Raw genomic sequence first — 21,511 nt, 5'->3', positions numbered from 1 at the left:
GTGAGGCGCCGGCGTACGGTGCCGGTATGGACGACCACGACCACCCGGTGCGCGCCGCCGTCACCGCCGACGCCCCGCGCGTGGCGGCCGTCACGGACGCGGCGTACCGCCCCTACGTCGCCCGCATCGGCCTGGCGCCCGTGCCGATGGAGGCCGACCACGCGGCGGACATCGCCGCGGGGCGGGTGTTCGTCACCGGCCGGCCCGTCACCGGCGTCCTCGTCATCGAGCCGCACGAGGACCACCTCCTGCTCGCGTCGGTCGCCGTCCACCCCGACGCGCGCGGCACGGGCGCGGGCCGCGCCCTGCTGGAGTTCACCGAGCGGCGGGCCGCCGCGCTCGGCCTGCACGAGGTGAGGCTGTACACGCACGCGCTGATGACGGAGAACCAGGCGCTGTACGAGCGGATCGGCTACGTCCGCACGGGCCGCGCGACGGAGGGCCGCTACGACCGCGTGCACTACCGCAAGGCCGTCGCCCCTCCCGGGTCCTGACGTACTCGGGACCGGGGCCCGTTGTCAGTGGCGTGCGGCACCATCGCACCATGACCACCACAGACTGGGACGCGGCGGCCGCCACCTTCGACGACGAACCGGACCACGGCCTGAAGCGGCCCGAGGTACGCGCGGCCTGGGCCGCCCGCCTCGCCGACTGGCTGCCCGCCAAGGCGTCCGCCGTCCTCGACCTCGGCTGCGGCACGGGCTCGCTCGCGCTGTTCGCCGCCGAGAGCGGCCACCACGTCACGGCCGTCGACCTGTCGCCGCGCATGACCGAGCGGGCGCGCACCAAGCTGGCCGGCACGGACGCCGAGGTCCTGCTGGGCGATGCCGCGGAGCCACCGGTCGGCGCCCGCCGTTTCGACGTGGTGCTGGTACGGCACGTGCTGTGGGCGCTGCCCGACCCGGACGCGGTCCTGCGCCACTGGGTCTCGCTGCTGCGGCCCGGCGGCCGGCTGGTGCTCGTGGAGGGCGTATGGCACGGCGCGGGCCTGCCGCACGAACGGGTCGTCGAGGCACTCGCCCCGCTGGTCGAGAGGGTCCAGCACGTCCCGCTCTCCGCCGACAGCGCCCTGTGGGGCAAGGAGGTCGACGACGACCGCTACGCGGTACTCGGCGGCGCGGCCTCCACCGGGCGGCACGCGGAGATCGTGGACGTCCACCTGATCCTGCGCAGGGGCGACGAGGTCCTGCTCGCGCGCCGCTCGGGCACCGGGTACGCGGACGGGCTGCTGCACGCGCCGTCCGGACACGTGGAGGACGGTGAGGACGTGCGCGCCGCCCTGTTGCGCGAGACCTGGGAGGAGATCGGGGTGCGCCTCGCCCCGGAGGACGTCAGGGCGGCACTCGTCATGCAGCACCGCGGCCCCGGCGGGGCCCCGCGCACCGGCTGGTTCTTCGAGGCGGAGTACGGCGCGGGGATCGCGCCCGACACCGAGCCGCGCAACAGGGAGCCGGACAAGTGCGCGGGCCTGTCCTGGCATCCGCTCGCCGACCTGCCCGGCGACATGGTGGCGTACTGCGCCGCCGGCCTCGCGGCCTACCGGGCGGGGGAGCGGTTCGTGCTGCACTGGCACGAGGACGGCGACACGATCGCCTACGCGCCGGACGGCCCCTCGCGGGCGGTCGCGCTGCCGCTCAGCCGGCTGCCGGGGCGGGGGTGATGTACGGGGAGAGCGTCAGCCGAGGGCCTTGACGTGGCGCAGTTCCGTGGCCGAGACGCGGTAGCCGAGGCGGCGATTGACCGCCAGCATCGGGGCGTTCTCCGCGTCGTTGCCCGTGTGGGCGTCGGTGAAGCCCGCGGCGCGCGCCCTGCGCAGCGAGTCCGTCTTCGCCAGCCGGGCGAGGCCGCGGCCGCGGTACGCCCGCCGGGTGCCCGTCATGCCGGACCAGTAGCGGCTGCCTCCGTCGGTGTGCGCGAGGGAGAACGCGGCGACCTGCCCGTCGACCTCGACCACGGACGTCAGGTCCCGGTCGAGGCGCGGGTCGTGCCAGGTGTGGCGCAGCCAGTCGTCGAAGTCCGCCAACTCGGCCGCTACGTCGCCCGGTTCGTCGGCCGTGACCTCCGCGTCCGCCGCGAACAGCGGGCGTGGGTCGCCCGCGTACCCGGCGAACGTGCGCAGCCGCACCCCGGCGGGCAGCGGGCCGGGCTCGGGCAGCCGCGCGGCCGTCAGGTCGAGGTGCTGCAAGCGGGCACTCCTGCCCGGGCGGTAGCCGTGGCGCGCGGCGAACGCGCGCGGGGCCGGCTCGTCCAGCACCCAGGAGAAGACCGCGCTCGCCCCGGCGGCGGCCAGATGGTCCTCCGCCGCGCGCAGCAGCAGCGCGCCGGCGCCCCGGCCACGGTGGCCGGGATGCACCTGCGGGTTGGCCGAACCCTGCCCCGGCACAGGGCTGTCGTGGAAGAGCAGCGTCTCGCAGACGCCGGCGACGGTGCCGTCCTCCTCGGCCAGGAAGATGCGGAAGCACTCGGCCGGGTGGGCCGTCGTGGCCCGGTACCTGACGTACTCCTCGCTGAGCACCAGGTGCGGCACGGCCGCGAGCCTGACCCGGACGACGGCCGCGGCGTCCTCCGGGTCGTCGGTGCGGAAGTCACGGACGATCAAGGCCATGGCCGGAGACCGTACGCGGTGCGGCCGCCCTGGCGCGCGCCATTTTTCCCCGCGGCGGGGAGGGGAGGACAATCGGCGGCGTGACGTTGCGTATCGTGATCGACCCCGAGGGCGCGGACGCCCCCTACGAACAGCTCAGGACCCAGGTCGCGGAGCTGGTGCGCGAGGGCGAGCTGCCCGTGGGCTACAAGCTGCCCACCGTGCGCGGCCTCGCCGCCGACCTCGGCCTCGCGGCCAACACGGTGGCGAAGGCCTACCGGGCGCTGGAGACGGACGGCGTGATCGAGACGCGCGGCCGCAACGGCACGTTCGTCGCGGCGGCGGGGGACGCGGCGGCGCGCGAGGTGGCGGAGGCGGCCCGCGCGTTCGCCCTCCGGGCACGGCGCCTCGGCCTGACCCCGAGCGAGGCCCGGGACGCGCTCGACGCGGCCCTGCGCGCGGCATACGCGTAGCGCCGCCCGGACCGGGGGCGCTACGCCCCCGGGTCGCGCCATGCCGGGAATGGATCCCGGGCATCCGGGCTCCGGGCCGCCCGGCTGAGGCGGGGCAGTGGGCGGCGGGGCCGTACGGCCGCCGGTGCGTGACGGGCCGACGCGCGGGGTGCGGACTCAGCCCGGGCGCGTGTGGCCGAGAGGCCCTGTGGGTGCCCGGGCCTTGGCTGCCCGAGGTCGCCGGTGTCCGGCGTCAGGCGGGGGCCCGGGCCTTCCGGCCGTGTGCCCGGTCGGCGGCGGTGGCCGACTCGTGGCCCCGCTCGGGTAGCCGGTGTGTCCCGGGCAGGGCTTCTCCGGGCGGCCCGTCGCCTACCCCCGTGTGGTCAACACGGCCGGGGCCGGTGCCTTGGCTGCCGGAGGTCGCTAGTGCCCGGCGTCGGGCGGGGCCCCGGGCCTTCCGGCCGTGTGCCTGGTCGGCGGCGGTGGCCGACTCGGGGCCCAGCTCTGTGTCCCGGGCAGGACTTCCCTGGGCGGCCCGTCACCTGCCCCGTGCCGTCAACACACCGGGAGCCGGGCCGTGGCGGCCCGAGGCCGCACGCGCCCGGCACGAGGGCGGGGCCCCGGGCCTCCGGCCGGCGGCGGTGGCCGTCTCGTGGCCCCGCGCGGACGGGCGGCGCGCCCCGGGCGCCCTGGCTTCCGCCCGTCGGGTCCCCGGGCAGACTGCTCGGCGCGGTCTCGGGTTCGGGTGCTCCGGCCGTCAGCGCATGACGGGGTGACCAACGGCCCCAGGCCCCCCGGGCCCGCGGGGTCAGTGGCGGGCTGCGCCCGCCGTGGTGAGCGTGCGGGTTGCCGCTCGTGCTCTGCGTACCGCCGCGTATCCCTTCGTCAGCGCGTGGTCCACGGCGAACGCCCGGGCCACGCCCACCCCGTCGATCAGCCGGCCGAACTCCTCGATGCCCGTCCTGCGGCGTACCGTCAGCCGGGCCAGGGCGTAAGGGCCCTGCCCGCGGACGGCTCGCGCGTTGCGCACCGCGAGGGACTGGGCGAAGCCCGCCTCCCGCACCGCCCGCCGCACCCGGCGGTCCGAGTAGCCGAAGGGGTACGCGAACGACACGGGCGCCGTGCCCGTCTCCTCCGCCGTGATCGTGCGGCAGCGCTCGATCTCCGTGCGCAGCCGCCCCTCGCCGAGCTGGTCGAGCTGCGGGTGCGTGTGGCTGTGGCCGCCGATCTCCAGGCCGGCCGAGGCGAGTTCGCGCACCTGGTCCCAGTCGAGCATGGTGTCGGGCGCGCCGCCGCCCGCTCCGTGGCCGCCGCGCAGCCATCCCGTCGACACGAACACCGTCGCGGTGAAGCCGTGCCCGGCGAGGACCGGCAGGGCGTGCCGGTGCACGCCCTCGTACCCGTCGTCGAAGGTGATCAGCACGGGGCGCGGCGGCAGCGCGCCGCCTCGCCGCCACGCCTCGCCGAGCGCCGCCGTCGTCAGCGGTGTGCGGCCGCGCTCCCTGAGCAGCGCCATCTGCGCGGCGAACGCCTCCGGCGTAACCGACAGCGCGCGGGCCGCGGGTGACGGCGTCCGCGCGACCGCGTGGTACATCAGGATCGGGACGGGGGCCGTGCCCGCCGCTGCCGCCCTCATGCCGCCTCCGCCCCGCCGGGCGAGGGCGCGGGTGCGGGTGCGGGCGCCGAGGGCGCCGCCGGCGCGATCGGCCCCGACGAGAACGTGGCGGCGCCGCCGCGCGTGCGTGCCCGGCCGACCGCGTAGCCGCCCGCCGTCGTCAGCACGCCCACGACGATCGCCGCCGCCCTGGCCGCGCCGCCGGGCCGCAGGAGCGCCGCGTCGCGCAGCCCCCGTACGATCCCGGCCGGCAGGACGCGCGTCGCGTAGCGGCGCTCCGACTCCAGGCCCTTGCCCGCCCCCACGCTTCGCGCGACGAGCGCCTTGGACAGCCCTTCCGCGTACGCGCGCGTGCGGAAGTAGCCGAACCGCTCCCTCGCGGGAGGCACCTTGTGGTGGATGACGGCCCTGTCGTCGATGAGCACCACCGCGTCCGGCACCGCGCGCGCGAGGCGGATGCACAGCTCGGTCTCCTCGCAGCCGAGGGGCCGCCGGTCCCCGTCGCGTCCGATGCCCGTCGCGAACCCGCCGGCGGCGTCGAACGCCGAGCGCCGGAACGACGCGTTGCCGCCGAGCACGTTGCGCACCCGGACCCGGCCCGCCGGCAGCCCGCGGTAGGTGCAGCCGACGACCCAGTCGAACTCCTCGGGGAACCAGCCGGGGCGCCGCCCCGACGCCCAGGCGGGCAGTGTGCGGCCGCCGACCGCGAGCACCCGGGGGTCGTCGTACGCCTCGTCGAAGTGGCGCAGCCAGCCCGGCTGGGCCACGGCGTCGTCGTCGAGGAAGGCGATGACCTCGCCGCGTGCCGCCGCCACACCGGTGTTGCGCCCCGCTGACAGGCCGCGGGGGCCCGCGTTCGCGAGCACCCGCACCCCTCCGGCCGCCGCGAACGCGGCGGTCAGCCGCGCACGCAGCGCCTCGTTGTGGTCGACCACGAGCAGGGTCTCCAGCGGTGCCGGGTCCTGTGCGCGTACCGAGTCGACCGCCGCGAGGATGTCCGCCCACCGCTCCTCGGTGTAGACGCAGATCACCACCGAGCAGGAGCGTCGGCTCACTGGGCCTCCCCGACGGGAGCCTCGCCGAGCCGTGCTTCGCCGAGCCGTGCTTCGCCGAGCCGTGCCTCACCGAGCCGCGTCTCGCCGCGCCCGTCGTCCCCGGCGGCCGCGCCGCCCGCGACGACGCCGAGCGGCGCCCTGCCGAACGCGCCGGGGCGGCCCGTCCAGCGGCGCCCCGAGCGCGGTACGCCCTTCTCCTTGAGTATCACCTTGAGCACTCTCAACCCGTCCCTCACCGCGCTCAGGTTGCTGACCCCGTGGATGCGGTCGTACTCGTGGCTCGGTATCTCCTGCACCCTGAGGCCTGCCTTGACGACCCGTATGTTCATCAGGGTCTCGACCTCGAAGCCCGTGCAGTCCAGCGTGATGGCGTCCAGGCAGTGGCGCCAGAACGCGTTGTACCCGTAGCAGAGGTCGGTGTATCTCGCCCCGAACTTGGCGTTCACCGTGGCGCACAGGACGCGGTTGCCGAGCTTGCGGACGAACGTCATGTCGTCGGTGCCGCCGCCGTTGGCGAAGCGTGAGCCCTTGGCGAAGTCCGCGCCGGAGACGAGCGCCGAGACATAGCTGACGATCTCCTGGCCGTCGGCCGAGCCGTCCGCGTCCACCATCACGATGATGTCCCCGGTGCACGCGGCGAAGCCGCTGATCAGGGCGTCCCCCTTGCCTCTGCCGCGCTGTTCGACGACCTTGACGTCCGGCCGCAGGCGTCTCGCCACGTCGATCGTGCCGTCCGTCGAATTGCCGTCCACGAGGACGACTTCGTGAATCCAGTCGGGCAGCGTCTTGAACACGTACGGAAGGTTCTCCGCCTCGTTCATGGCCGGGATGACCACACTGACGGGCGGGGCGATCGCGAGGTGGGAGGAGATCGGCCGGTAGTCCCGTGCCTCGCGGCGGGGAGAAGTCAACCGATCGAGGCCCGAGGCGGCCGGGCGCAGAATGGAGCTCACGAGTCATTTCCCTCTCGTCCGGCGGACCGCCCACCCCCGGGCGGTCCGGCTGAGTTACCGGTTCGAAAGGGGGGTTCTCAGCCAGGGCATGCGGAAGCGAGCTCCGTGCACCCTGCTGAGCTGGTGTTACTTCCCGCGCGCGGCCCGCGACTCGGCGCTGCCCGCGGACAGGACTGTCCGAGGACAACCGAGCACGGCACCCCCCTACCGCGCCCCGCTCCGGTCCTTTTCCGGCTTCTGAGCCCTCCCCTTGGGCCGGTGTACATCAAGAACCGATGCCGGTGGATGTACGACGGTATTGACGAAAGGGACTGTATGGCAAGACCCGGAGGGCGGCTGGGCTTTTCCGTACATTGGCCGTTCTTCGACGGTCGATTACGTAAAGAGGCGGTCGACTTCGATCGTCCATTCCGCCCCAGAAGTTTCTTCCGCCCCACGCGTATCGAAGTCACCAGCGTTTCTGCGGGACGGAGTGGCGTCCGATATCTACGGTACGGGTATCCGCGGCGCCGGCGTCCCCGGTACTCGCCGGTAACGATCCTGTCATGTCCACTACCGGTGAAGCGGCTCTGCTGGTACCAACGTTGACGGCGGCACACCGCTGAGCGGCGGCAGAAACTGCTACGGGAGGTCTCATGCAACGTCCCACCACACGGCGTACGCGTTCCAGACTCGCGGCCCTCGCGACCTCGCTCGCACTCGGAGTGACCCTGGCCTTCACCGGGGCGGCCGCCGCGCACGCCGCGCCCGCCGCGGCCGGCGTCGACTACGTGGCGCTCGGCGACTCGTACTCCTCCGGCCTCGGCTCCGGTGACTACGACAGCGCGAGCGGCGACTGCAAGCGCACCCCGCGCGCCTACGCCGCCCTCTGGGCGGCCGCGCACGCGCCCGCCACGTTCACGTTCGCCGCCTGCTCCGGCGCTCGTACGGGTGACGTCAAGGCGAGCCAGCTCTCGTCGCTGTCCTCGGCGACCGATCTCGTCTCGATCACCATCGGCGGCAACGACGCGGGATTCTCCGACGTCATGACGGCGTGCGTGCTCAAGTCGGAGTCGACCTGCCTCAGCGACCTCGCCACCGCCAACAGCTATATCGACAAGACGCTTCCCGGCTCTCTCGACAGTCTCTACGACGCCATCCGCGCCAAGGCGCCCGGCGCCCATGTCGTCGTCCTCGGCTATCCGCGCTTCTACGAGCTGAACGGCTCGTGCTTCGTCGGCCTCAGCGAGACCGAACGGTCCGCCATCAACGACGCGGCCGACCACCTCAACTCCGTGACGGCCAAGCGCGCCGCCGACCACGGCTTCACCTTCGGCGACGTCACCCAGAGGTTCGCCGGCCACGAGATCTGCTCCTCGGGCACCTCATGGCTGCACAGCGTGAACATCCTGCACATCAGCGAGTCGTACCACCCGACGGCGGCCGGCCAGTCCGGCGGCTACCTGCCGGTCCTCACCTCCGCCGCCTCCTGACGCCGGCGTCCCCGGCCCGCCTGCCGCAGCCGCCCGGCGGGCGGGCCGGAGCTACGTGTGGCGTTCCAGCCGTGCACGGGAATTCCAGCCGCGCACGGCATTCTTTTCGGGGGTGCGATCTCGCGCGTAACCGCATGAACCGGACATCCTGCCGGGAGTTGGCAGCCGATCTGTCCAACTCGCCCTGAAATAGCCAGTACAGAACGGACGCCGGCCCGACTCGTACGGGTGTGCTTGGTGCCTGAGACGGGATACACGGGTGTCGCGGTGTAGCGATAGGGTTAATGTGCCCGGGGCCGGGCCCAGTCGTACGGGTGGGGAGTGAGATGAAGCAGATAACGGCGCACAGCAGGGCGCGAGTCCCTGCGATCACGTGCGGGACGAGCGCGACGAGCTCGCGTCTCGACCGGCACCTCGCGGTGCTCGGCGGTCCCGCCGTGCCTCCGCGCGAGTCGGCGGAGGCGACGTTGCTGATGCGCGAGCTCACCTCGCGCGACGAGACGCGGACGCGTACGCGCAAGGGCGCCATGGTCTCGCTGTTCGCGCCTCTCAGGCGGCTTCGCCGCTCCCTGTTCGGCAACCGCGGCTGACCCGGGCCCCCGGCCCGATCCGAGCCCGCGTCCCGATCCAAGCCCGCAGCCTGACCCGGGCCCGCTCGCCCGGGACGGGCCTGTCCTTGTCGACGGCCCGTCAGGCGCGCCGCGCCGTCCTCGTCCGCCGCCTCCCCACCCACCCGGCGGCGTACGAGCCCACCCGGCGCCGTACGGGCCTGGTGCGGGCGTCCCTGGCTCAGATGGCTCAGATGAGGGCGAACTGCCCGTCCGGGCCCTCCTCGTAGTGGTCGAGCACCGACGCGGGGCGCCGCGCCGCTGCCGGTACCGGCAGCACACCCGCCGCCCGCAGTTCGGCCCTCCCGATCGTGGTGCGCGCCCGGCCGGCCCCGAGCTCGGCGCGCAGCGCCTCCTGGCGGGGCGCGAGATCCGCGAGCAGTGCGAGGACCGTGATCAGTTCGAGCAGCTCCGACGTGAACGCCTGCGGCCACACCGCGGGGACGATCGCGTCCAGCGTGCCCGGCTCGCCGCGTGCCGTGCGCCGCTCGAACCACAGCTCCAGCACCCGGACGCCGCCCGCCCGGTACGCCCACGCGCCCTCGGGGACCGGCGAGATCCGGCCCGCGTCGCCCACGTGCAGCGTCTCGTCCTCGGGGCTGTACGTCAGGCCTCCGGGGCGCGCGGGGAGCGCGGCCCGCACGTAGGGGCGCCGCCCGCCGGGCAGCCTGGGACGCTCGCCGCCCCGCGCGCCGCGCGTCTGTATCCGCGCCAGCTCGCCGCCCAGTTCCACGCCGCGCTCCCACAGCGCGGCGTCCGACGGCAGCGGCACGGCGCACCCCCGCGGGGTGGTACGCGCCGCCGCCAGCGCCCAGGCGAGCACCTCGTACGCGCCGACGTCGCGCCCGTGGCGCGCGGAGAGCAGGGCCGTGAGCCCGGGCGCGATGTTCGCCTCCGTGCCGCCCGGCCTGCGGTACAGCGGGCGGATTCGGCCCGGCCGCCCGGCGGGGGAGCGGCCGTCGGGCAGCGTCGCCGACACCAGCAGGGACGGGCCCTCGTCGCCCGGCACGTGCCCCTGCTCGACGGCGAACACCTGGTGCTCGTCGGCGACCCGCCACAACTCCGGGCGCGCCACGTCGATCAGCCGGTGGTCGGGGATCAGCCACTGCTCGTCGAACGGGCCGTGCGCCACGCGCAGCGGCGGCGGGCAGCGGCCGTCCTCCCGGGCGAAGCGCGTCGTGGACGGCGCGCCGCCGGGCAGCGCGGCGACCGGCGTGTGCTGGGTGCGTGCGCGGGACGGGGCGAACAGCGCGTCGCGCTCGGCGCCCTCCGCCCGCACGAGCCGGTCCCAGCGCGCCGTCAGCGACGCCGCGTCGGGCGCCATGGCCCACGTCCTGCCGAGCCGCAGCGGCGCCACGGACCAGGGCATGAGGTCGGCGAGTTGCGGAGCCCCGGCTGGCACCCCGGACGTGTCGGCCACCCCGTACCCCCTCCTGATCGGTCGGCGGTCCCGCCGGGAAGCCTAACGACCCCGGACGCTCAATGACCCTGGACCCAACGACCCCGGACCCAACGACCCCGGACGCCTCCCGGCCGTCATGCCTCCACGGTGACCGAGAACGAGAACCGGTCGCCGCGGTAACGGATCCTGGCGACGTCCACCACCCTGCCCGCCTCGTCGTGCGTCACGCCGGTGTAGTGGAGGATCGGGCTGAGCAGCGGCACGCCGAGCAGGTCCGCGGTCACCGGGTCGGCCAGGGTGGCGCGAACCGTGTCGGTGATCCTGCCGATGGCGACCCCCGCGACGTCGCGCAGCACCTTCGTCATCGGCGCGTCCACCAGGTCGGAGGCGTCGAGGCGCGCGGCGACGTCCGGGCGTACCGCGTTCTCCGCCCAGCTCACGGGCTCGTCGGTGGCCCGGTCGCGGCGCAGCCGGGTGTACGACATGATCTCGGCCAGATCGGGAAAGTATTCGGCCAATTCGCCGGTGACTTTCCCCGGGCCGTGGCCGAGCACCGTCGTCACATCGCCCGACTGCTGCGCGACGACCGCGTCGACCGAGCCCAGCAGGCGCCGGGGGGCGCTGCGCCGCGCCCCCGGCTCTATGAACGTGCCGCGCCGCCGGTGCCTGCTGATCAGGCCCTCGGTCTCCAGCTCGCCGAGCGCCTGGCGCATCGTGAGGACACCGACGCCGTAGTGCGCGGCCAGGCGCTCCTCCGTGGGCAGCCGCAGGGGGTCGCCCGGGTGCCGGCCGAGTATCGAGGCGCGCAGCGACTGGGAGACCTGGTACCAGAGCGGGAGCTTGCGGTTGAGGACGAGCGAGTCGGGCGCGAACGCGCCGGCCCCGGCGCCGCCCGCCTGGGCCCCCGCGTTCCCCACCGCCGCCGGGGCCCCCGCGCCGCCCGCCGGGACCCCCGCGCCCGCGTCTTCCGTCCCCCGGCCGTCCCGGCCGTCCCGGCTGTCCCGGCCGCTCCGGCCGCCTGGGCCGTCCGCGACGCCGCTCATGCCCGGAAGTGGCGCTCCAGGCCCTGCCACACCCGGTCGTAGTCCGGCTGAAGCTGGGAGGCGCCGGCCGCCTGCGCCGTGGCCGTGACCGGCCACCGGGTCTCGAACATGAACGCCAGGCCGTCGTCGACCTTCTGCGGCTTCAGCTCGGCGGTGCTGGCACGCTCGTAGGTCGTGCGGTCGGGCCCGTGCGCCGACATCATGTTGTGCAGCGAGCCGCCGCCCGGCACGAACCCGCCCTTGCCCGCCTGCTTCGCGTCGTACGCGCCCTCCACCAGGCCCATGTACTCGCTCATGACGTTGCGGTGGAAGTAGGGCGGCCTGAACGTGTCCTCGCCCACCAGCCAGCGCGGCGCGAACACCACGAAGTCGACGCCCGCGAGGCTCGGGGTGTCGGACGGGGAGGTGAGCACCGTGAAGATCGACGGGTCGGGATGGTCGTAGCTGATCGACCCGATCACGTTGAAGCGCCGCAGGTCGTAGACGTACGGCACGTGGTTGCCGTGCCACGCGACCACGTCGAGCGGCGAGTGGTCGTACTCGGCGGCCCACAGGTTCCCGCAGAACTTGTGCACCACGCGCACGGGGCGCTCGACGTCCTCGTACGCCGCCACCGGCGCCATGAAGTCCCGTGCGTTCGCCAGGCCGTTGGCGCCGATCGGGCCCAGCTCGGGCAGCTCGAAGGGGCGGCCGTAGTTCTCGCACACGTAGCCCCTGACAGTCCCGTCGAGTGGCTCGACGCGGAACCTGACGCCGCGCGGGACGAGCGCGACCTCGCCGGGACGCGCCGCCAGCAGCCCGAACTCGGTGCGCAGCAGCAGCCCCCCATCCTCGGGGACGATCAGCAGCTCGCCGTCGGCGTTCCCGAACACCGTGTCCCGCATGGGGGCGTTGGCGGCATAGAGATGAATCGCCATGCCGACACGCTGCGTCGCGTCGCCGTTGCCGCCCAGCGTCCACAGACCCGCAAGGAAGTCGGTGCCGGGCGCCGGCTCGGGCAGCGGGTCCCAGCGCCGCCGGTTGGGGTCGGGCTCCGTCTCGGTGAACGGGGCGCCGCGCAGCGTGCCGTTGTCGATCCTGCGGTAGGCGGGGTGCGCGGCCGACGGCCGGATCCGGTAGAGCCAGGAGCGGCGGTTGTGGGCGCGCGGCTCCGTGAACGCCGTGCCGCTCAGCTGCTCCGCGTACAGGCCGAGCGGCGCGCGCTGCGGGGCGTTGCGCCCGGTCGGCAGGGCGCCGGGCACCGCCTCCGAGCTGTGCTCGTTGCCGAAGCCGGAGAGCCCCGCGAGACCGCCCGCGGCCTTCCTCGCCCGCTCGACGGCGTCCGTACCCGCCGCCTCGCCGCCGCCCGTGGACCGCCCCGCGCCGCCCGCGCCCGCCGTGCCGCCGCTGCCGCTCATCGCCACTCCCTCGTGAGGATCGGACCCTGCCTGCCAATCCTATGGTTCACCAGAGGATTGGGCCCGTCAACGGCCCTGGGCGCCGGGGGCGCCCGCGGGTACCTTCGGACGAGTCACTCGCGGCCCCCGGCCGCGAACCCGCCGACGAGGAGGCATGCCCCATGACCCGCGCCGCCGTCCTGCCCGCCGTGGGAGCACCGCTGCGGATCGACGACATCGAGCTGCCGGCGCCCGGGCCCGGGCAGGTGCGTATCCGCCTCGCCGCCGCGGGCGTCTGCCACTCCGACCTCTCGCTGGCCGACGGCACCATGCGGGTCCCCGTGCCCGCCGTGCTCGGCCACGAGGGCGCGGGCACGGTGGTCGCGGTGGGGGAGGGCGCCGGCCACCTGGCCGCGGGCGACGAGGTGGTGCTCAACTGGGCGCCGTCCTGCGGCGCCTGCCCGGCGTGCGCCGACGGCGAGGTCTGGCTGTGCGCCAATGCGCTGGCCGGCGCGTCCGCCGTGCACGCCACGGCGTCGGACGGCACTCCGCTGCACCCAGGACTGAATGTGGCGGCGTTCGCGGAGGAGACGGTCGTCGCGGCGAACTGCGTGCTGCCGCTGCCGCCCGGCGTCCCGCTCACCGACGCCGCCCTGCTCGGCTGCGCCGTGCTCACCGGCTACGGCGCCGTGCACAACGCGGCACGGGTGCGGGCCGGCGAGAGCGTCGCGGTCTTCGGCGTCGGCGGCGTGGGCCTCGCGGTGCTGCAGGCCGCCAGGATCGCCGGCGCGGCCGAGGTCGTCGCGGTCGACGTCTCGCCCCACAAGGAGGACCTCGCGCGCGCCGCGGGCGCCACCTCGTACGTCGTGGCATCGGACACCACGTCCAAGGAGATCAGGAAGCTGACCGGCGGACGGGGCGCGGACGTCGCGATCGACTGCGTGGGCCGCGGCGACACCATCCGCGCGGCCTGGGGCTCGACGCGGCGCGGCGGGCGCACGACGGTCGTCGGCATCGGCGGCAAGGACCAGCAGGTCACGTTCAACTCGCTGGAGATCTTCACCTGGGGCCGCACGCTCGCGGGCTGCGTCTACGGCAACAGCGACCCGGCCAGGGACCTGCCGGTGATCGGCGGCCACATCACGGCGGGCCGCTTCGACCTCGGCCTCATGGTCACGGACCGCATCGGCCTCGACGACGTGCCCGCGGCGCTCGACGCGATGCCGGCGGGACGCGGCGGCCGCGCGCTCGTGCTGTTCTGACGCGAGCTGTTCTGACCCGAGCTGTCGTGGCGCGTGCTGTCCTGGCGGGTGCTATTCCGACGCGTTACGGCGCCGCGCCGCGCTGCCGCTCGTACTCCAGGGCGAGCCCGTCGATCAGGGCGCGCAGCCCGGTCTCGAACGCGCCCTCGTCCACACGGTGGTGGTGCTCGGCGAGCAGGTGCGCCTGGCCGAGGTGCGGGTACTCCCGCGGGTCGTAGGCGGCCGCGTCGTCCACGAATCCTTGCGCGAACGATGACAGCGCCGAGCCCGTGACGAAGTACCGCATCAGCGCGCCGATCCTGGTCGCCTGCGCGGGCGGCCACCCCGCCCTGACCATCGCGCCGAAGACCGCGTCGGCCACCCTGAGCCCCGCCGGGCGGCGCCCGGGGCCGCGGGCCAGCACCGGCACGAGACGCGGGTGGTCGGCGAGCGCCGCGCGGTAGGACACCGCCCAGTCGTGCAGCGCGGTGCGCCAGTCCCTGGCGTCGCCCTCGTCGAACATCGACAGGTCGATCTGGCCGCTCACCGCGTCCGCCACGGCCTCCAGGATCGCGTCCTTGGTGCGGAAGTGGTTGTACAGCGAGGGCCCGCTTACGCCGAGCTCCGCGGCCAGTCGCCGGGTGGACACCGCTTCGAGGCCCTCGGCGTCCACGAGCGCGCCCGCCGCCGCGACGATGCGTTCTCTGCTCAGCATGGGCTTGCGCGGGCGGGCCATGGCGCACATAGTAGGGCCTGACCGCCGTAAACTAGCAGTGCTAATTAAACCCGGAGCGAGGAGCCGCCCGCCATGGACCTGGAGCTGAGCGAGGAGCAGTCCGACGTACGCGCGCTCGCGCGGGAATTCGTGGCCCGCGAGATCGCCCCCCACGTGGTGGAGTGGGACCGTGCGGAGAGCGTCGACCGCGGCATCGTCGGCAAGCTCGGCGCGCTCGGCCTGCTCGGCATGACCGTGCCCGCCGAGTACGGCGGCTCGGACGGCGACCACCTGATGTACTGCCTGGTCACGGAGGAGCTGGGGCGCGGCGACTCGTCCGTGCGCGGCATCGTCTCCGTCTCGCTCGGCCTGGTCGGCAAGACGATCCTGGCCTGGGGCGACGAGGAGCAGAAGCGCGCGTGGCTGCCGCGGATCACGTCGGGCGAGGCCATCGGCTGCTTCGGCCTCACCGAGCCGGGCACCGGCTCGGACGCCGGCAATCTCGCCACCCGCGCGGTGCGCGACGGCGGGGACTGGGTCATCGACGGTTCGAAGATGTTCATCACCAACGGCACCTGGGCCGATGTGGTCCTGCTGTTCGCCCGCACCAACGACGCGCCGGGCCACCGCGGCGTCTCGGCCTTCCTCGTACCCACCGACACGCCCGGGCTGACCCGCCGCACCCTGCACGGCAAGCTCGGGCTGCGCGGCCAGGCCACGGCCGAGCTGGCCTTCGACGGGGTGCGGGTGCCGTCGGGCGCGCTGCTCGGGCCCGAGGGCAAGGGGTTCTCGATCGCCATGTCCGCGCTGGCGAAGGGGAGGATGGCGGTCGCGGCCGGCAGCGTCGGCATCGCGCAGGCCGCGCTCGACGCGGCCGTCGGGTACGCGGGCGAGCGCGAGCAGTTCGGCTCGACGATCGCCCACTACCAGCTGGTCCAGGAGCTCATCAGCGACATCGCCGTGGACGTCGACGCGGCGCGGCTGCTGACCTGGCGGGTGGCCGACCTGGTGGACCGGGGCGAGGAGTTCGCGACGGCCGCGTCCAAGGCGAAGCTGTTCGCCTCCGAGGCGGCGGTGCGCGCGGCGAACAACGCCGTCCAGGTCTTCGGCGGCTACGGCTACATCGACGAGTACCCCGTCGGCAAACTGCTGCGGGACGCCCGGGTGATGACGCTCTACGAGGGCACGAGCCAGATCCAGAAGCTCATCATCGGCCGCGCGCTCACCGGCGTGTCCGCCTTCTGACGGTGCGTCGCCCACCCCGGCCGCACCACGGCCGCACGGCTGTGCCCCGCCACGCGGGCGGGGCACAGCCGTGCGGTGGGACGGGAGCCGTCCCGGTGACGCGTCAGCCGAGCGGCCACACCGGAAGTACGGTCCTCTTCCAGGTGCTGTTCGCGGCGCTCGCGCAGGAGGCGTACCAGGCCACCACCGCGGTGACGAAGCCCACCCAGCCGCCGACCTTGTCGATGCCCGTCGACTGCGCGAACGCGCCGATGGTGAGCAGGATGTACGTGAGGGCGAGCAGCGCGATGACCGCGAGCACGGCCCCGCTCGTGCGCATCGCGGGGATGATCATGTAGGTCGTGAAGATGGCCCAGGCGAGCAGGAACAGCCCGGTCGCCTGGTAGGCGTGGGCGGCCGGGAGCTTCGGCGCGACCTGGGTGATGTAGTAGGCGAACCCGATCCAGAACGCGCCGTACGAGCTGAACGCGGTGGCGGCGAAGGTATTGGCCCTGCGGAACTCCCACATGCCGGCGAGGAGTTGCGCGAGCCCTCCGTAGAAGAGGGCGAGCGGGAGCACCACGGTCTCCAGCGTGTCGCTGAGCAGCCCGGCATTGAAGGCGCTCAGGACGAAGGTGGTCATCGCGAAGCCGGCGAGCCCGAGGGCGCCGGGATCCGCGATGGTCTCTGTGGACGCGGGTGGGGCGGGCGGCCGGGCGTCGCCGGCAGCGGTCTTCGGTTCTGCTGATGCCACGGGTGGATCCTCTCCGCGAGATGCGCCTGACGGACCTCCGGCGCGCGCCGGCGGTGGCGGTGCCCCGCCGGGAAAGTGCCGGCCCCGGGTGTGGTGTGGCGTCGGAACGGTCCGTGGTCGGCGCTGCGCTCCGTGTGGGGGAACATCATCTTGGCCTCGTGTCATGAGGCGGTCAAGGAGCTACGCACCTTTCGTTGCACCTTCGATCACCGGTTCGAACGAAGGCTCGGCCATGCGCTTCTAAGCGCTTGCTCACCTTCGCGGTATGGTGTTCGTCCTGCCCTGCGGCAGCACAGCACCGGACGGAAGGGGCGAACCATGCGTACGGCCGAACCGGTCGGCGACGACGACGGCCGCCGCGCTACCACCGCGGCCTGGGCCGAGGTCTCTCCCGAGGCCGCCAGGAGGCTGCTGGTCGCGGCCGTCGAGGCGTTCGCCGAGCGCGGGTACCACGCCACCACCACGCGGGACATCGCGGGCCGTGCGGGCATGAGCCCCGCCGCCCTCTACATCCACTACAAGACCAAGGAAGAACTGCTGCACCGGATCAGCAGGATCGGCCACGACCGCGCCCTGGCCGTCCTGCGCAAGGCCGAGGCGGGCGGTGGCACCTCGGCGCAGCGTCTGGCGGACGTCGTGCGCTCCTTCGTCCGCTGGCACGCCGAGCAACACACCACCGCACGGGTGGTCCAGTACGAACTCGACGCCCTCGGACCCGAACACCGCCCCGAGATCCTGGAGTTGCGGCGGCAGAGCGACGCGGTGGTGCGCAGGATCCTGGAGGACGGCGTGCGGGACGGCGAATTCGACGTGCCCGACGTCGGCGGCACCACGCTGGCGGTGCTCTCGCTCTGCGTCGACGTCGCGCGGTGGTTCGACGAGGCGGGGCGCAGGTCGCCCGACGAGGTCGGCGACCTCTACGCCGACCTCGTGCTGCGGATGGTGGGCGCGCGCGCCTGACCCGCCGTGTGCCTGGCCTCGCCGCGCGCCCGGCCTCGCCGCGCGCCTGGCCCGCCGGGTGCCCGGCCCGCCGGGGGTCCGCGGCCCCGCGGCTCGCGTGAAAACTACTGCCACCCGCGTTGCCGAACCGTTTCGGCGGGCGGTGGGTGGTAGCAATGGGGACGGCACCACGCCCTGGTGCGCGAGCGCACCCAGTGATGCGCGGGACCGGGGCGCCGGAACGGGGAGGCGAACGCGATGCCCGTACAAGCCGCCCTCGGGGCTGCCCGCAGGCGCGAGACCGTGCAGCGCGTCGAGGCGCTGCTCGCCGCGAGCGCCGGGGACGGGGCCGCGGCCCGCGAGCGCAGCGAGGAACTGGTCAGGCTCGTCACCGGCTTCTACGGCGACGGCCTCGAACGGCTCCTGTACGTGCTCCACGAGCACGGCGCCCTGAGCGACGAGATCCTCACCGCGCTGGCCGACGACGACGCGGTCGCCGGCCTGCTGCTGGCGCACGGCCTGCACCCGTACGGCGTGGAGACCCGCGTCGAGCAGGCGCTCGGCGCCGTACGCCCCTACCTCGCCTCGCACGGCGGTGACGTCGAACTGCTCGGCGTCACCGGCGAGGGCGCCGTCCGGCTGCGGCTGCTCGGCGGCTGCGACGGCTGCCCCTCCGCGCCGGCCACGCTGGAACTGGCGGTGCGCGGCGTGGTCCAGGCGGCGGCCCCGGAGGTCACGGCCATCGACGTCGCGGCCCCGTCCAAGGCCCCGAACGCAGCCGGCACGAACGCCGCCGGTACGGGCCCGGACGGTACGGGCGGCCCCGCCGCGCCCACCGGCACCCTGTTCCACCGGGTGTACGAGAGGGGCGCCCCCGCCGGCGGCGGCTCCTCGTGGCGGATCGTCGCCGAGTTCGCCGGCCTCGGGCCGGGCGAGACGCGGCACCTCACGGTCGGGCGTGTGCCGGTGGTCGGCTGCCGCGTCGGCACCGGCCTGTTCGCCTTCCGCGACCTGTGCGCGCGCTGCGAGCGGCCGCTGACGGGTACCGTGCTGGCCAGGCACCTCGGCGGCGCGCCGGGCGACGCGGCACTGAGCTGCCCCGTCTGCGGCGCGCACTACGACGTGCGGGGCGCCGGCGCCTGCCTGGACGAGGACGGCCTCCACCTGGAGCCGCTGCCGGTCCTCAGCGACGGCGCGACCGTCGCCGTCGCGGTGCCCGCGGCGTGACCCGCGACGCGACCGGGAACTAGAAGTAGTAGCGGGAGACGGACTCCGCCACGCACGCCGGCTTCTCGCCGCCCTCGCGTTCGACCGTGACCCGCGCGGTCACCTGGACCGCGCCGCCGCTCGCCTCGGTCACGTCCGCCAGCACGCCCGTGGCCCGCAGCCGCGAGCCGACGGGCACGGGGGAGGGGAAGCGCACCTTGTTCGTGCCGTAGTTGATGCCCATCTTCACGTTCTCCACGCGCAGCACCTGCGGCAGCAGCAGCGGCAGCAGCGACAGGGTCAGGTAGCCGTGCGCGATGGTGGTGCCGAACGGCCCGGCCGCCGCCCGCTCGGGGTCCACGTGGATCCACTGGTGGTCGCCCGTGGCCTCGGCGAACAGGTCGATGCGCTTCTGGTCCACCTCCACCCACTCGCTGTACCCGAGCTGCTCGCCGATCCCGGCGCGCAGCTCCTCGACGGAGGTGAAGGTCCTCGGCTCGGTCATTTCCCCGGCTCCCTGTCGTCGTGCTGAGCGGCGCTCCGCCCACTGTCCAAGCGCTTGCTCAGAATGGTCGCGTCGCGGCACGTCTGTCAACGAGGCAGGGCGTGGTGGTCGTGGGGTGGATGTACGGTGCGAGGCCGCGGCCGTGCGAGGGAAAGAGAGTCTGTCGTGGTGCGTCAGGCCGCGGTCAGTGTCCTGGCGGAGGAGGAGCGTCCGGCCCGCACCTGGTCCAGTGCCTCGGACGTCAGTACGGGGCGCGGCACGACGATGCCGCAGCCGGTGCAGACAGGTCCCGAGCCGTGTGCGTGCGTGAGGGCGGGGCGCCAGACGAGACCGCGGACCGCGCCGCACACGGGGCACGCGTCCCCGGGGTCGCCCTCCAGGCCCGCGATCAGCCTGCGCAGCACCTCGGCGAGCGAGCCCGAGGGGTGGACGCGGGGATCGTCGCAGCGTGCCACGCCGTTGCCGCCCCAGGTGAGCCGGTGCCAGTCGTCGAAGCTGCCGGGCCGGCGCAGCCCGTCGTGCTTCTCGCGCTTGCGGCGCTCGGCGAAGTCGCCCTCGTAGGCGAGCCAGACCGCCCGCGCGGCCTCCAGCTCGTCCAGCGCCGCGATCAGCCTCGCCGGCTCGGGGGAGCGGTCCTCGGGCTCTATGCCGTGCCTCGCGCACAGGTGGTCCCACGTCGCCCGGTGCCCGTACGGGGCGAACCGCTCCAGGCACTTGCGCAGTGAATACCGCCGCAAGGCCAGATCGCAGCGCGGGTCGCGGACTTGTCTCGCGAGACTTCTGAATCCGGCCATCACATGCCACCTCCGTCAGTGGATCTCCGGAAAACCGGCGTTGTGGAATGGACGTACGCCTGCCCCATTCGGCTCCATCAAAAAGAGACCGGATCCGGCGATTATGCGAACGCGCTGGTTTTTGCCCGGCGATTACTCCCGTGAGCTGGTGCTTTACATCCGTATGACGACTGGCGTGCGAAAACTCCCCCCTTCGTTCACACGGTCCGCGCCCGCCGTCGAGCCGCGTGCCGGGTAGTGCGATCCGGCGCGCGGGCCGAGAGGCTGTGAGTACTGCCCGCCGTGCGGATCAGCGGTAGACGAGGTAACGGCGACGCACCGCGCGGAACGCGTCGAGTTCTCGCTGCCAGGCGGCGACGACCTGGTCCGTGGACGCGCCCGCGTCGATCATCGTGCCGACCAGGTCCGACCCCGTGAGGGTGGCGATGTCGTTGTCCGCCCGCCAGGCGAAGTCCTTGTACACCCGCTTGGCGGTGATCAGCAGCGCGATGCCGGTGCGCACCGAGTCGAAGGCGTCCCTGTCGTGGACGTGCAATTGCAGGCCACCCACGGTCTTGCCGCTGAACTTGGAGAACGTCGGCGCGAAGTACGCCTCGCGGAAGTGCACGCCGGGCAGCCCCTCGGCGGACGCCGCCCTCGCCCACGCGCTGCCTGGGCCCTCCGCGCCGAGCAGCTCGAAGGGGCGCGTGGTGCCGCGCCCCTCGGACAGGTTGGTCGCCTCGAACATGCAGGTGCCCGGGTAGACCAGCGCGGTGTCGGCCGTGGGCATGTTGGGGCTCGGCAGCACCCAGGGCAGCCCGGTCTCGTCGAAGTACATCGACCGCCGCCAGCCCGTCATGGTGACCGTGGACAGCTCGACGGGGCGGGCCAGGAACTCGCCGTTGTAGAGCGCGGCCAGCTCCGCGACCGTCATGCCGTGCTGCTGCGAGATCGGCTTGCGGCCCACGAAGGAGGCGAACTCCTCGTGCAGCACCGGGCCCGTGGCCTGCCGTCCCGTGACCGGGTTCGGCCGGTCGAGCACCACGAACCGCTTGCCGGCCAGCGCGGCCGCCTCCATGCAGTCGTAGAGCGTCCAGATGTACGTGTAGAAGCGCGCGCCGGCGTCCTGAATGTCGAAGACGACCGTGTCCACGCCCGACTTCGTGAAGACGTCGGCCAGCGGCCGTCCGCTGACCTGGTACGTGTCGTAGACGGGCAGCCCGGTCGCCGGGTCCTTCGAGGTGCCCTCGCCGCCGCCCGCCTGCGAGGTGCCGCGGAAGCCGTGCTCGGGGCCGAACACCGCGACGAGGTTCACGCGGTCGTCCGCGTGCATCACGTCGACGATGTGCCGCACGTCGGGGGTGACGCCTGTCGGGTTGGTGACGATCCCGACCTTCTGGCCCGACAGCAGCCGGTAGCCGTCCGCGCTCAGCCGGTCGAAACCGGTGCGCACGCGCCCCCCGGCTCCCGCGCCGCCGAGCACCCCGCCGGCGGCCGCGGGCGCCCGGCGCGTCCCCGAGCGGGGTCACCGTCGCGGGTGCGCCGCCAGCTCCGCCTCGATGAGGTCGGCCGCCCTGACGGCGCCGCCCTCCCG

At 74.1% G+C, this 21,511-nt stretch carries 21 protein-coding genes; 9 read left to right on the top strand and 12 right to left on the bottom strand.

Going from position 1 to position 21,511, the window contains the following annotated elements; genetic code table 11:
- Positions 1–26 precede the first annotated feature (26 nt).
- Both JFN87_RS09750 and JFN87_RS09745 read left to right on the top strand, forming a co-directional pair.
- Positions 27–494: a GNAT family N-acetyltransferase gene (locus JFN87_RS09750; protein WP_209339573.1), complete on the top strand. Its 468-nt coding sequence runs from the start codon at positions 27–29 to the stop codon at positions 492–494.
- A 50-nt stretch (positions 495–544) separates the two neighbouring features.
- Positions 545–1,660 (top strand): methyltransferase domain-containing protein, encoded by a 1,116-nt coding sequence (locus tag JFN87_RS09745; protein WP_209339547.1) that lies wholly within the window; start codon positions 545–547, stop codon positions 1,658–1,660.
- Positions 1,661–1,675: 15 nt separating this feature from the next.
- Here the strand turns inward: JFN87_RS09745 and JFN87_RS09740 are convergent, their stop codons facing one another.
- Complete coding sequence (locus JFN87_RS09740) at positions 1,676–2,605, bottom strand: GNAT family N-acetyltransferase (protein WP_209339546.1); 930 nt, start codon at positions 2,603–2,605, stop codon at positions 1,676–1,678.
- 80 nt (positions 2,606–2,685) lie between these two features.
- Between JFN87_RS09740 and JFN87_RS09735 the strand changes: the two genes are divergently transcribed.
- Positions 2,686–3,057, top strand: coding sequence for a GntR family transcriptional regulator (locus tag JFN87_RS09735; protein ID WP_209339545.1), 372 nt, complete (start codon positions 2,686–2,688; stop codon positions 3,055–3,057).
- 787 nt (positions 3,058–3,844) lie between these two features.
- On the opposite strand, the gene JFN87_RS09730 is transcribed toward JFN87_RS09735, so the two are convergent.
- The 3 genes from JFN87_RS09730 to JFN87_RS09720 are packed head-to-tail and all read right to left on the bottom strand — an operon-like array spanning position 3,845 to position 6,659.
- Positions 3,845–4,672 (bottom strand): polysaccharide deacetylase family protein, encoded by an 828-nt coding sequence (locus JFN87_RS09730; RefSeq protein ID WP_209339544.1) that lies wholly within the window; start codon positions 4,670–4,672, stop codon positions 3,845–3,847.
- Positions 4,669–5,706, bottom strand: a complete 1,038-nt coding sequence (locus tag JFN87_RS09725) for a glycosyltransferase family 2 protein (protein ID WP_209339543.1) — start codon at positions 5,704–5,706, stop codon at positions 4,669–4,671. Before JFN87_RS09725 ends, JFN87_RS09730 begins: the two co-directional genes overlap by 4 nt.
- Positions 5,703–6,659, bottom strand: a complete 957-nt coding sequence (locus JFN87_RS09720) for a glycosyltransferase family 2 protein (RefSeq protein ID WP_372449210.1) — start codon at positions 6,657–6,659, stop codon at positions 5,703–5,705. Before JFN87_RS09720 ends, JFN87_RS09725 begins: the two co-directional genes overlap by 4 nt.
- Positions 6,660–7,294: 635 nt before the next feature.
- Here JFN87_RS09720 and JFN87_RS09715 point away from each other — a divergent pair.
- Together JFN87_RS09715 and JFN87_RS09710 are read left to right on the top strand one after the other, a co-directional pair.
- Positions 7,295–8,131, top strand: coding sequence for an SGNH/GDSL hydrolase family protein (locus tag JFN87_RS09715; RefSeq protein ID WP_209339542.1), 837 nt, complete (start codon positions 7,295–7,297; stop codon positions 8,129–8,131).
- A 326-nt stretch (positions 8,132–8,457) separates the two neighbouring features.
- Positions 8,458–8,721: a hypothetical protein gene (locus tag JFN87_RS09710; protein ID WP_209339541.1), complete on the top strand. Its 264-nt coding sequence runs from the start codon at positions 8,458–8,460 to the stop codon at positions 8,719–8,721.
- Positions 8,722–8,929: 208 nt separating this feature from the next.
- Here JFN87_RS09710 and JFN87_RS09705 read toward each other — a convergent pair whose 3' ends face one another.
- The 3 genes from JFN87_RS09705 to hmgA all read right to left on the bottom strand — a co-directional run bounded on the left by JFN87_RS09705 (position 8,930) and on the right by hmgA (position 12,581).
- Positions 8,930–10,108, bottom strand: a complete 1,179-nt coding sequence (locus JFN87_RS09705; protein WP_209339572.1) for a type ISP restriction/modification enzyme — start codon at positions 10,106–10,108, stop codon at positions 8,930–8,932.
- A 167-nt stretch (positions 10,109–10,275) separates the two neighbouring features.
- Positions 10,276–11,184, bottom strand: coding sequence for a GntR family transcriptional regulator (locus JFN87_RS09700; protein ID WP_209339540.1), 909 nt, complete (start codon positions 11,182–11,184; stop codon positions 10,276–10,278).
- Positions 11,181–12,581 carry a homogentisate 1,2-dioxygenase gene (hmgA, locus tag JFN87_RS09695; RefSeq protein WP_209339539.1) on the bottom strand — a complete coding sequence of 467 codons (1,401 nt, stop codon included), beginning with the start codon at positions 12,579–12,581 and terminating at the stop codon, positions 11,181–11,183. Before hmgA ends, JFN87_RS09700 begins: the two co-directional genes overlap by 4 nt.
- 161 nt (positions 12,582–12,742) lie before the next feature.
- Between hmgA and JFN87_RS09690 the strand changes: the two genes are divergently transcribed.
- On the top strand, positions 12,743–13,822 hold the full coding sequence (locus JFN87_RS09690; protein ID WP_209339538.1) for a zinc-binding dehydrogenase: 1,080 nt from the start codon (positions 12,743–12,745) through the stop codon (positions 13,820–13,822).
- A gap of 64 nt (positions 13,823–13,886) precedes the next feature.
- Here the strand turns inward: JFN87_RS09690 and JFN87_RS09685 are convergent, their stop codons facing one another.
- Positions 13,887–14,537, bottom strand: coding sequence for a TetR/AcrR family transcriptional regulator (locus JFN87_RS09685; RefSeq protein WP_209339537.1), 651 nt, complete (start codon positions 14,535–14,537; stop codon positions 13,887–13,889).
- Positions 14,538–14,609: 72 nt separating this feature from the next.
- Between JFN87_RS09685 and JFN87_RS09680 the strand changes: the two genes are divergently transcribed.
- Positions 14,610–15,761, top strand: coding sequence for an acyl-CoA dehydrogenase family protein (locus tag JFN87_RS09680; protein ID WP_209339536.1), 1,152 nt, complete (start codon positions 14,610–14,612; stop codon positions 15,759–15,761).
- A 103-nt stretch (positions 15,762–15,864) separates the two neighbouring features.
- On the opposite strand, the gene JFN87_RS09675 is transcribed toward JFN87_RS09680, so the two are convergent.
- Positions 15,865–16,494, bottom strand: a complete 630-nt coding sequence (locus tag JFN87_RS09675) for an acetate uptake transporter (protein ID WP_307865378.1) — start codon at positions 16,492–16,494, stop codon at positions 15,865–15,867.
- 318 nt (positions 16,495–16,812) lie between these two features.
- Between JFN87_RS09675 and JFN87_RS09670 the strand changes: the two genes are divergently transcribed.
- Positions 16,813–17,454, top strand: coding sequence for a TetR/AcrR family transcriptional regulator (locus tag JFN87_RS09670; protein WP_209339534.1), 642 nt, complete (start codon positions 16,813–16,815; stop codon positions 17,452–17,454).
- 237 nt (positions 17,455–17,691) lie between these two features.
- Positions 17,692–18,660, top strand: a complete 969-nt coding sequence (locus JFN87_RS09665) for a NifU family protein (RefSeq protein WP_209339533.1) — start codon at positions 17,692–17,694, stop codon at positions 18,658–18,660.
- Between the two features lie 19 nt (positions 18,661–18,679).
- Here the strand turns inward: JFN87_RS09665 and JFN87_RS09660 are convergent, their stop codons facing one another.
- The 3 genes from JFN87_RS09660 to JFN87_RS09650 form a co-directional block, all read right to left on the bottom strand.
- Positions 18,680–19,144 carry a MaoC family dehydratase gene (locus JFN87_RS09660; protein WP_209339532.1) on the bottom strand — a complete coding sequence of 155 codons (465 nt, stop codon included), beginning with the start codon at positions 19,142–19,144 and terminating at the stop codon, positions 18,680–18,682.
- Positions 19,145–19,317: 173 nt separating this feature from the next.
- Entirely contained in the window at positions 19,318–19,938 is a 621-nt protein-coding gene (locus JFN87_RS09655) for a hypothetical protein (protein ID WP_209339531.1), read from the bottom strand.
- A gap of 289 nt (positions 19,939–20,227) precedes the next feature.
- On the bottom strand, positions 20,228–21,400 hold the full coding sequence (locus tag JFN87_RS09650) for an exo-beta-N-acetylmuramidase NamZ family protein (RefSeq protein WP_209339530.1): 1,173 nt from the start codon (positions 21,398–21,400) through the stop codon (positions 20,228–20,230).
- Positions 21,401–21,511: the final 111 nt, after the last annotated feature.

Source organism: Streptomyces montanisoli, assembly GCF_017813245.1.
GTDB classification, from domain to species: domain Bacteria; phylum Actinomycetota; class Actinomycetes; order Streptomycetales; family Streptomycetaceae; genus Streptomyces; species Streptomyces montanisoli.
This window is presented reverse-complemented; position numbering and strand designations above follow the sequence as displayed.

Coding starts and splice junctions, on each gene's coding strand:
- JFN87_RS09750 (WP_209339573.1), top strand. CDS start 27: ATGGACGACCACGACCACCCGGTGCGCGCCGCCGTCACCGCCGACGCC.
- JFN87_RS09745 (WP_209339547.1), top strand. CDS start 545: ATGACCACCACAGACTGGGACGCGGCGGCCGCCACCTTCGACGACGAA.
- JFN87_RS09740 (WP_209339546.1), bottom strand. CDS start 2,605: ATGGCCTTGATCGTCCGTGACTTCCGCACCGACGACCCGGAGGACGCC.
- JFN87_RS09730 (WP_209339544.1), bottom strand. CDS start 4,672: ATGAGGGCGGCAGCGGCGGGCACGGCCCCCGTCCCGATCCTGATGTAC.
- JFN87_RS09715 (WP_209339542.1), top strand. CDS start 7,295: ATGCAACGTCCCACCACACGGCGTACGCGTTCCAGACTCGCGGCCCTC.
- JFN87_RS09710 (WP_209339541.1), top strand. CDS start 8,458: ATGAAGCAGATAACGGCGCACAGCAGGGCGCGAGTCCCTGCGATCACG.
- JFN87_RS09705 (WP_209339572.1), bottom strand. CDS start 10,108: ATGCCCTGGTCCGTGGCGCCGCTGCGGCTCGGCAGGACGTGGGCCATG.
- JFN87_RS09700 (WP_209339540.1), bottom strand. CDS start 11,184: ATGAGCGGCGTCGCGGACGGCCCAGGCGGCCGGAGCGGCCGGGACAGC.
- hmgA (WP_209339539.1), bottom strand. CDS start 12,581: ATGAGCGGCAGCGGCGGCACGGCGGGCGCGGGCGGCGCGGGGCGGTCC.
- JFN87_RS09690 (WP_209339538.1), top strand. CDS start 12,743: ATGACCCGCGCCGCCGTCCTGCCCGCCGTGGGAGCACCGCTGCGGATC.
- JFN87_RS09685 (WP_209339537.1), bottom strand. CDS start 14,537: ATGGCCCGCCCGCGCAAGCCCATGCTGAGCAGAGAACGCATCGTCGCG.
- JFN87_RS09680 (WP_209339536.1), top strand. CDS start 14,610: ATGGACCTGGAGCTGAGCGAGGAGCAGTCCGACGTACGCGCGCTCGCG.
- JFN87_RS09670 (WP_209339534.1), top strand. CDS start 16,813: ATGCGTACGGCCGAACCGGTCGGCGACGACGACGGCCGCCGCGCTACC.
- JFN87_RS09665 (WP_209339533.1), top strand. CDS start 17,692: ATGCCCGTACAAGCCGCCCTCGGGGCTGCCCGCAGGCGCGAGACCGTG.
- JFN87_RS09660 (WP_209339532.1), bottom strand. CDS start 19,144: ATGACCGAGCCGAGGACCTTCACCTCCGTCGAGGAGCTGCGCGCCGGG.
- JFN87_RS09655 (WP_209339531.1), bottom strand. CDS start 19,938: ATGGCCGGATTCAGAAGTCTCGCGAGACAAGTCCGCGACCCGCGCTGC.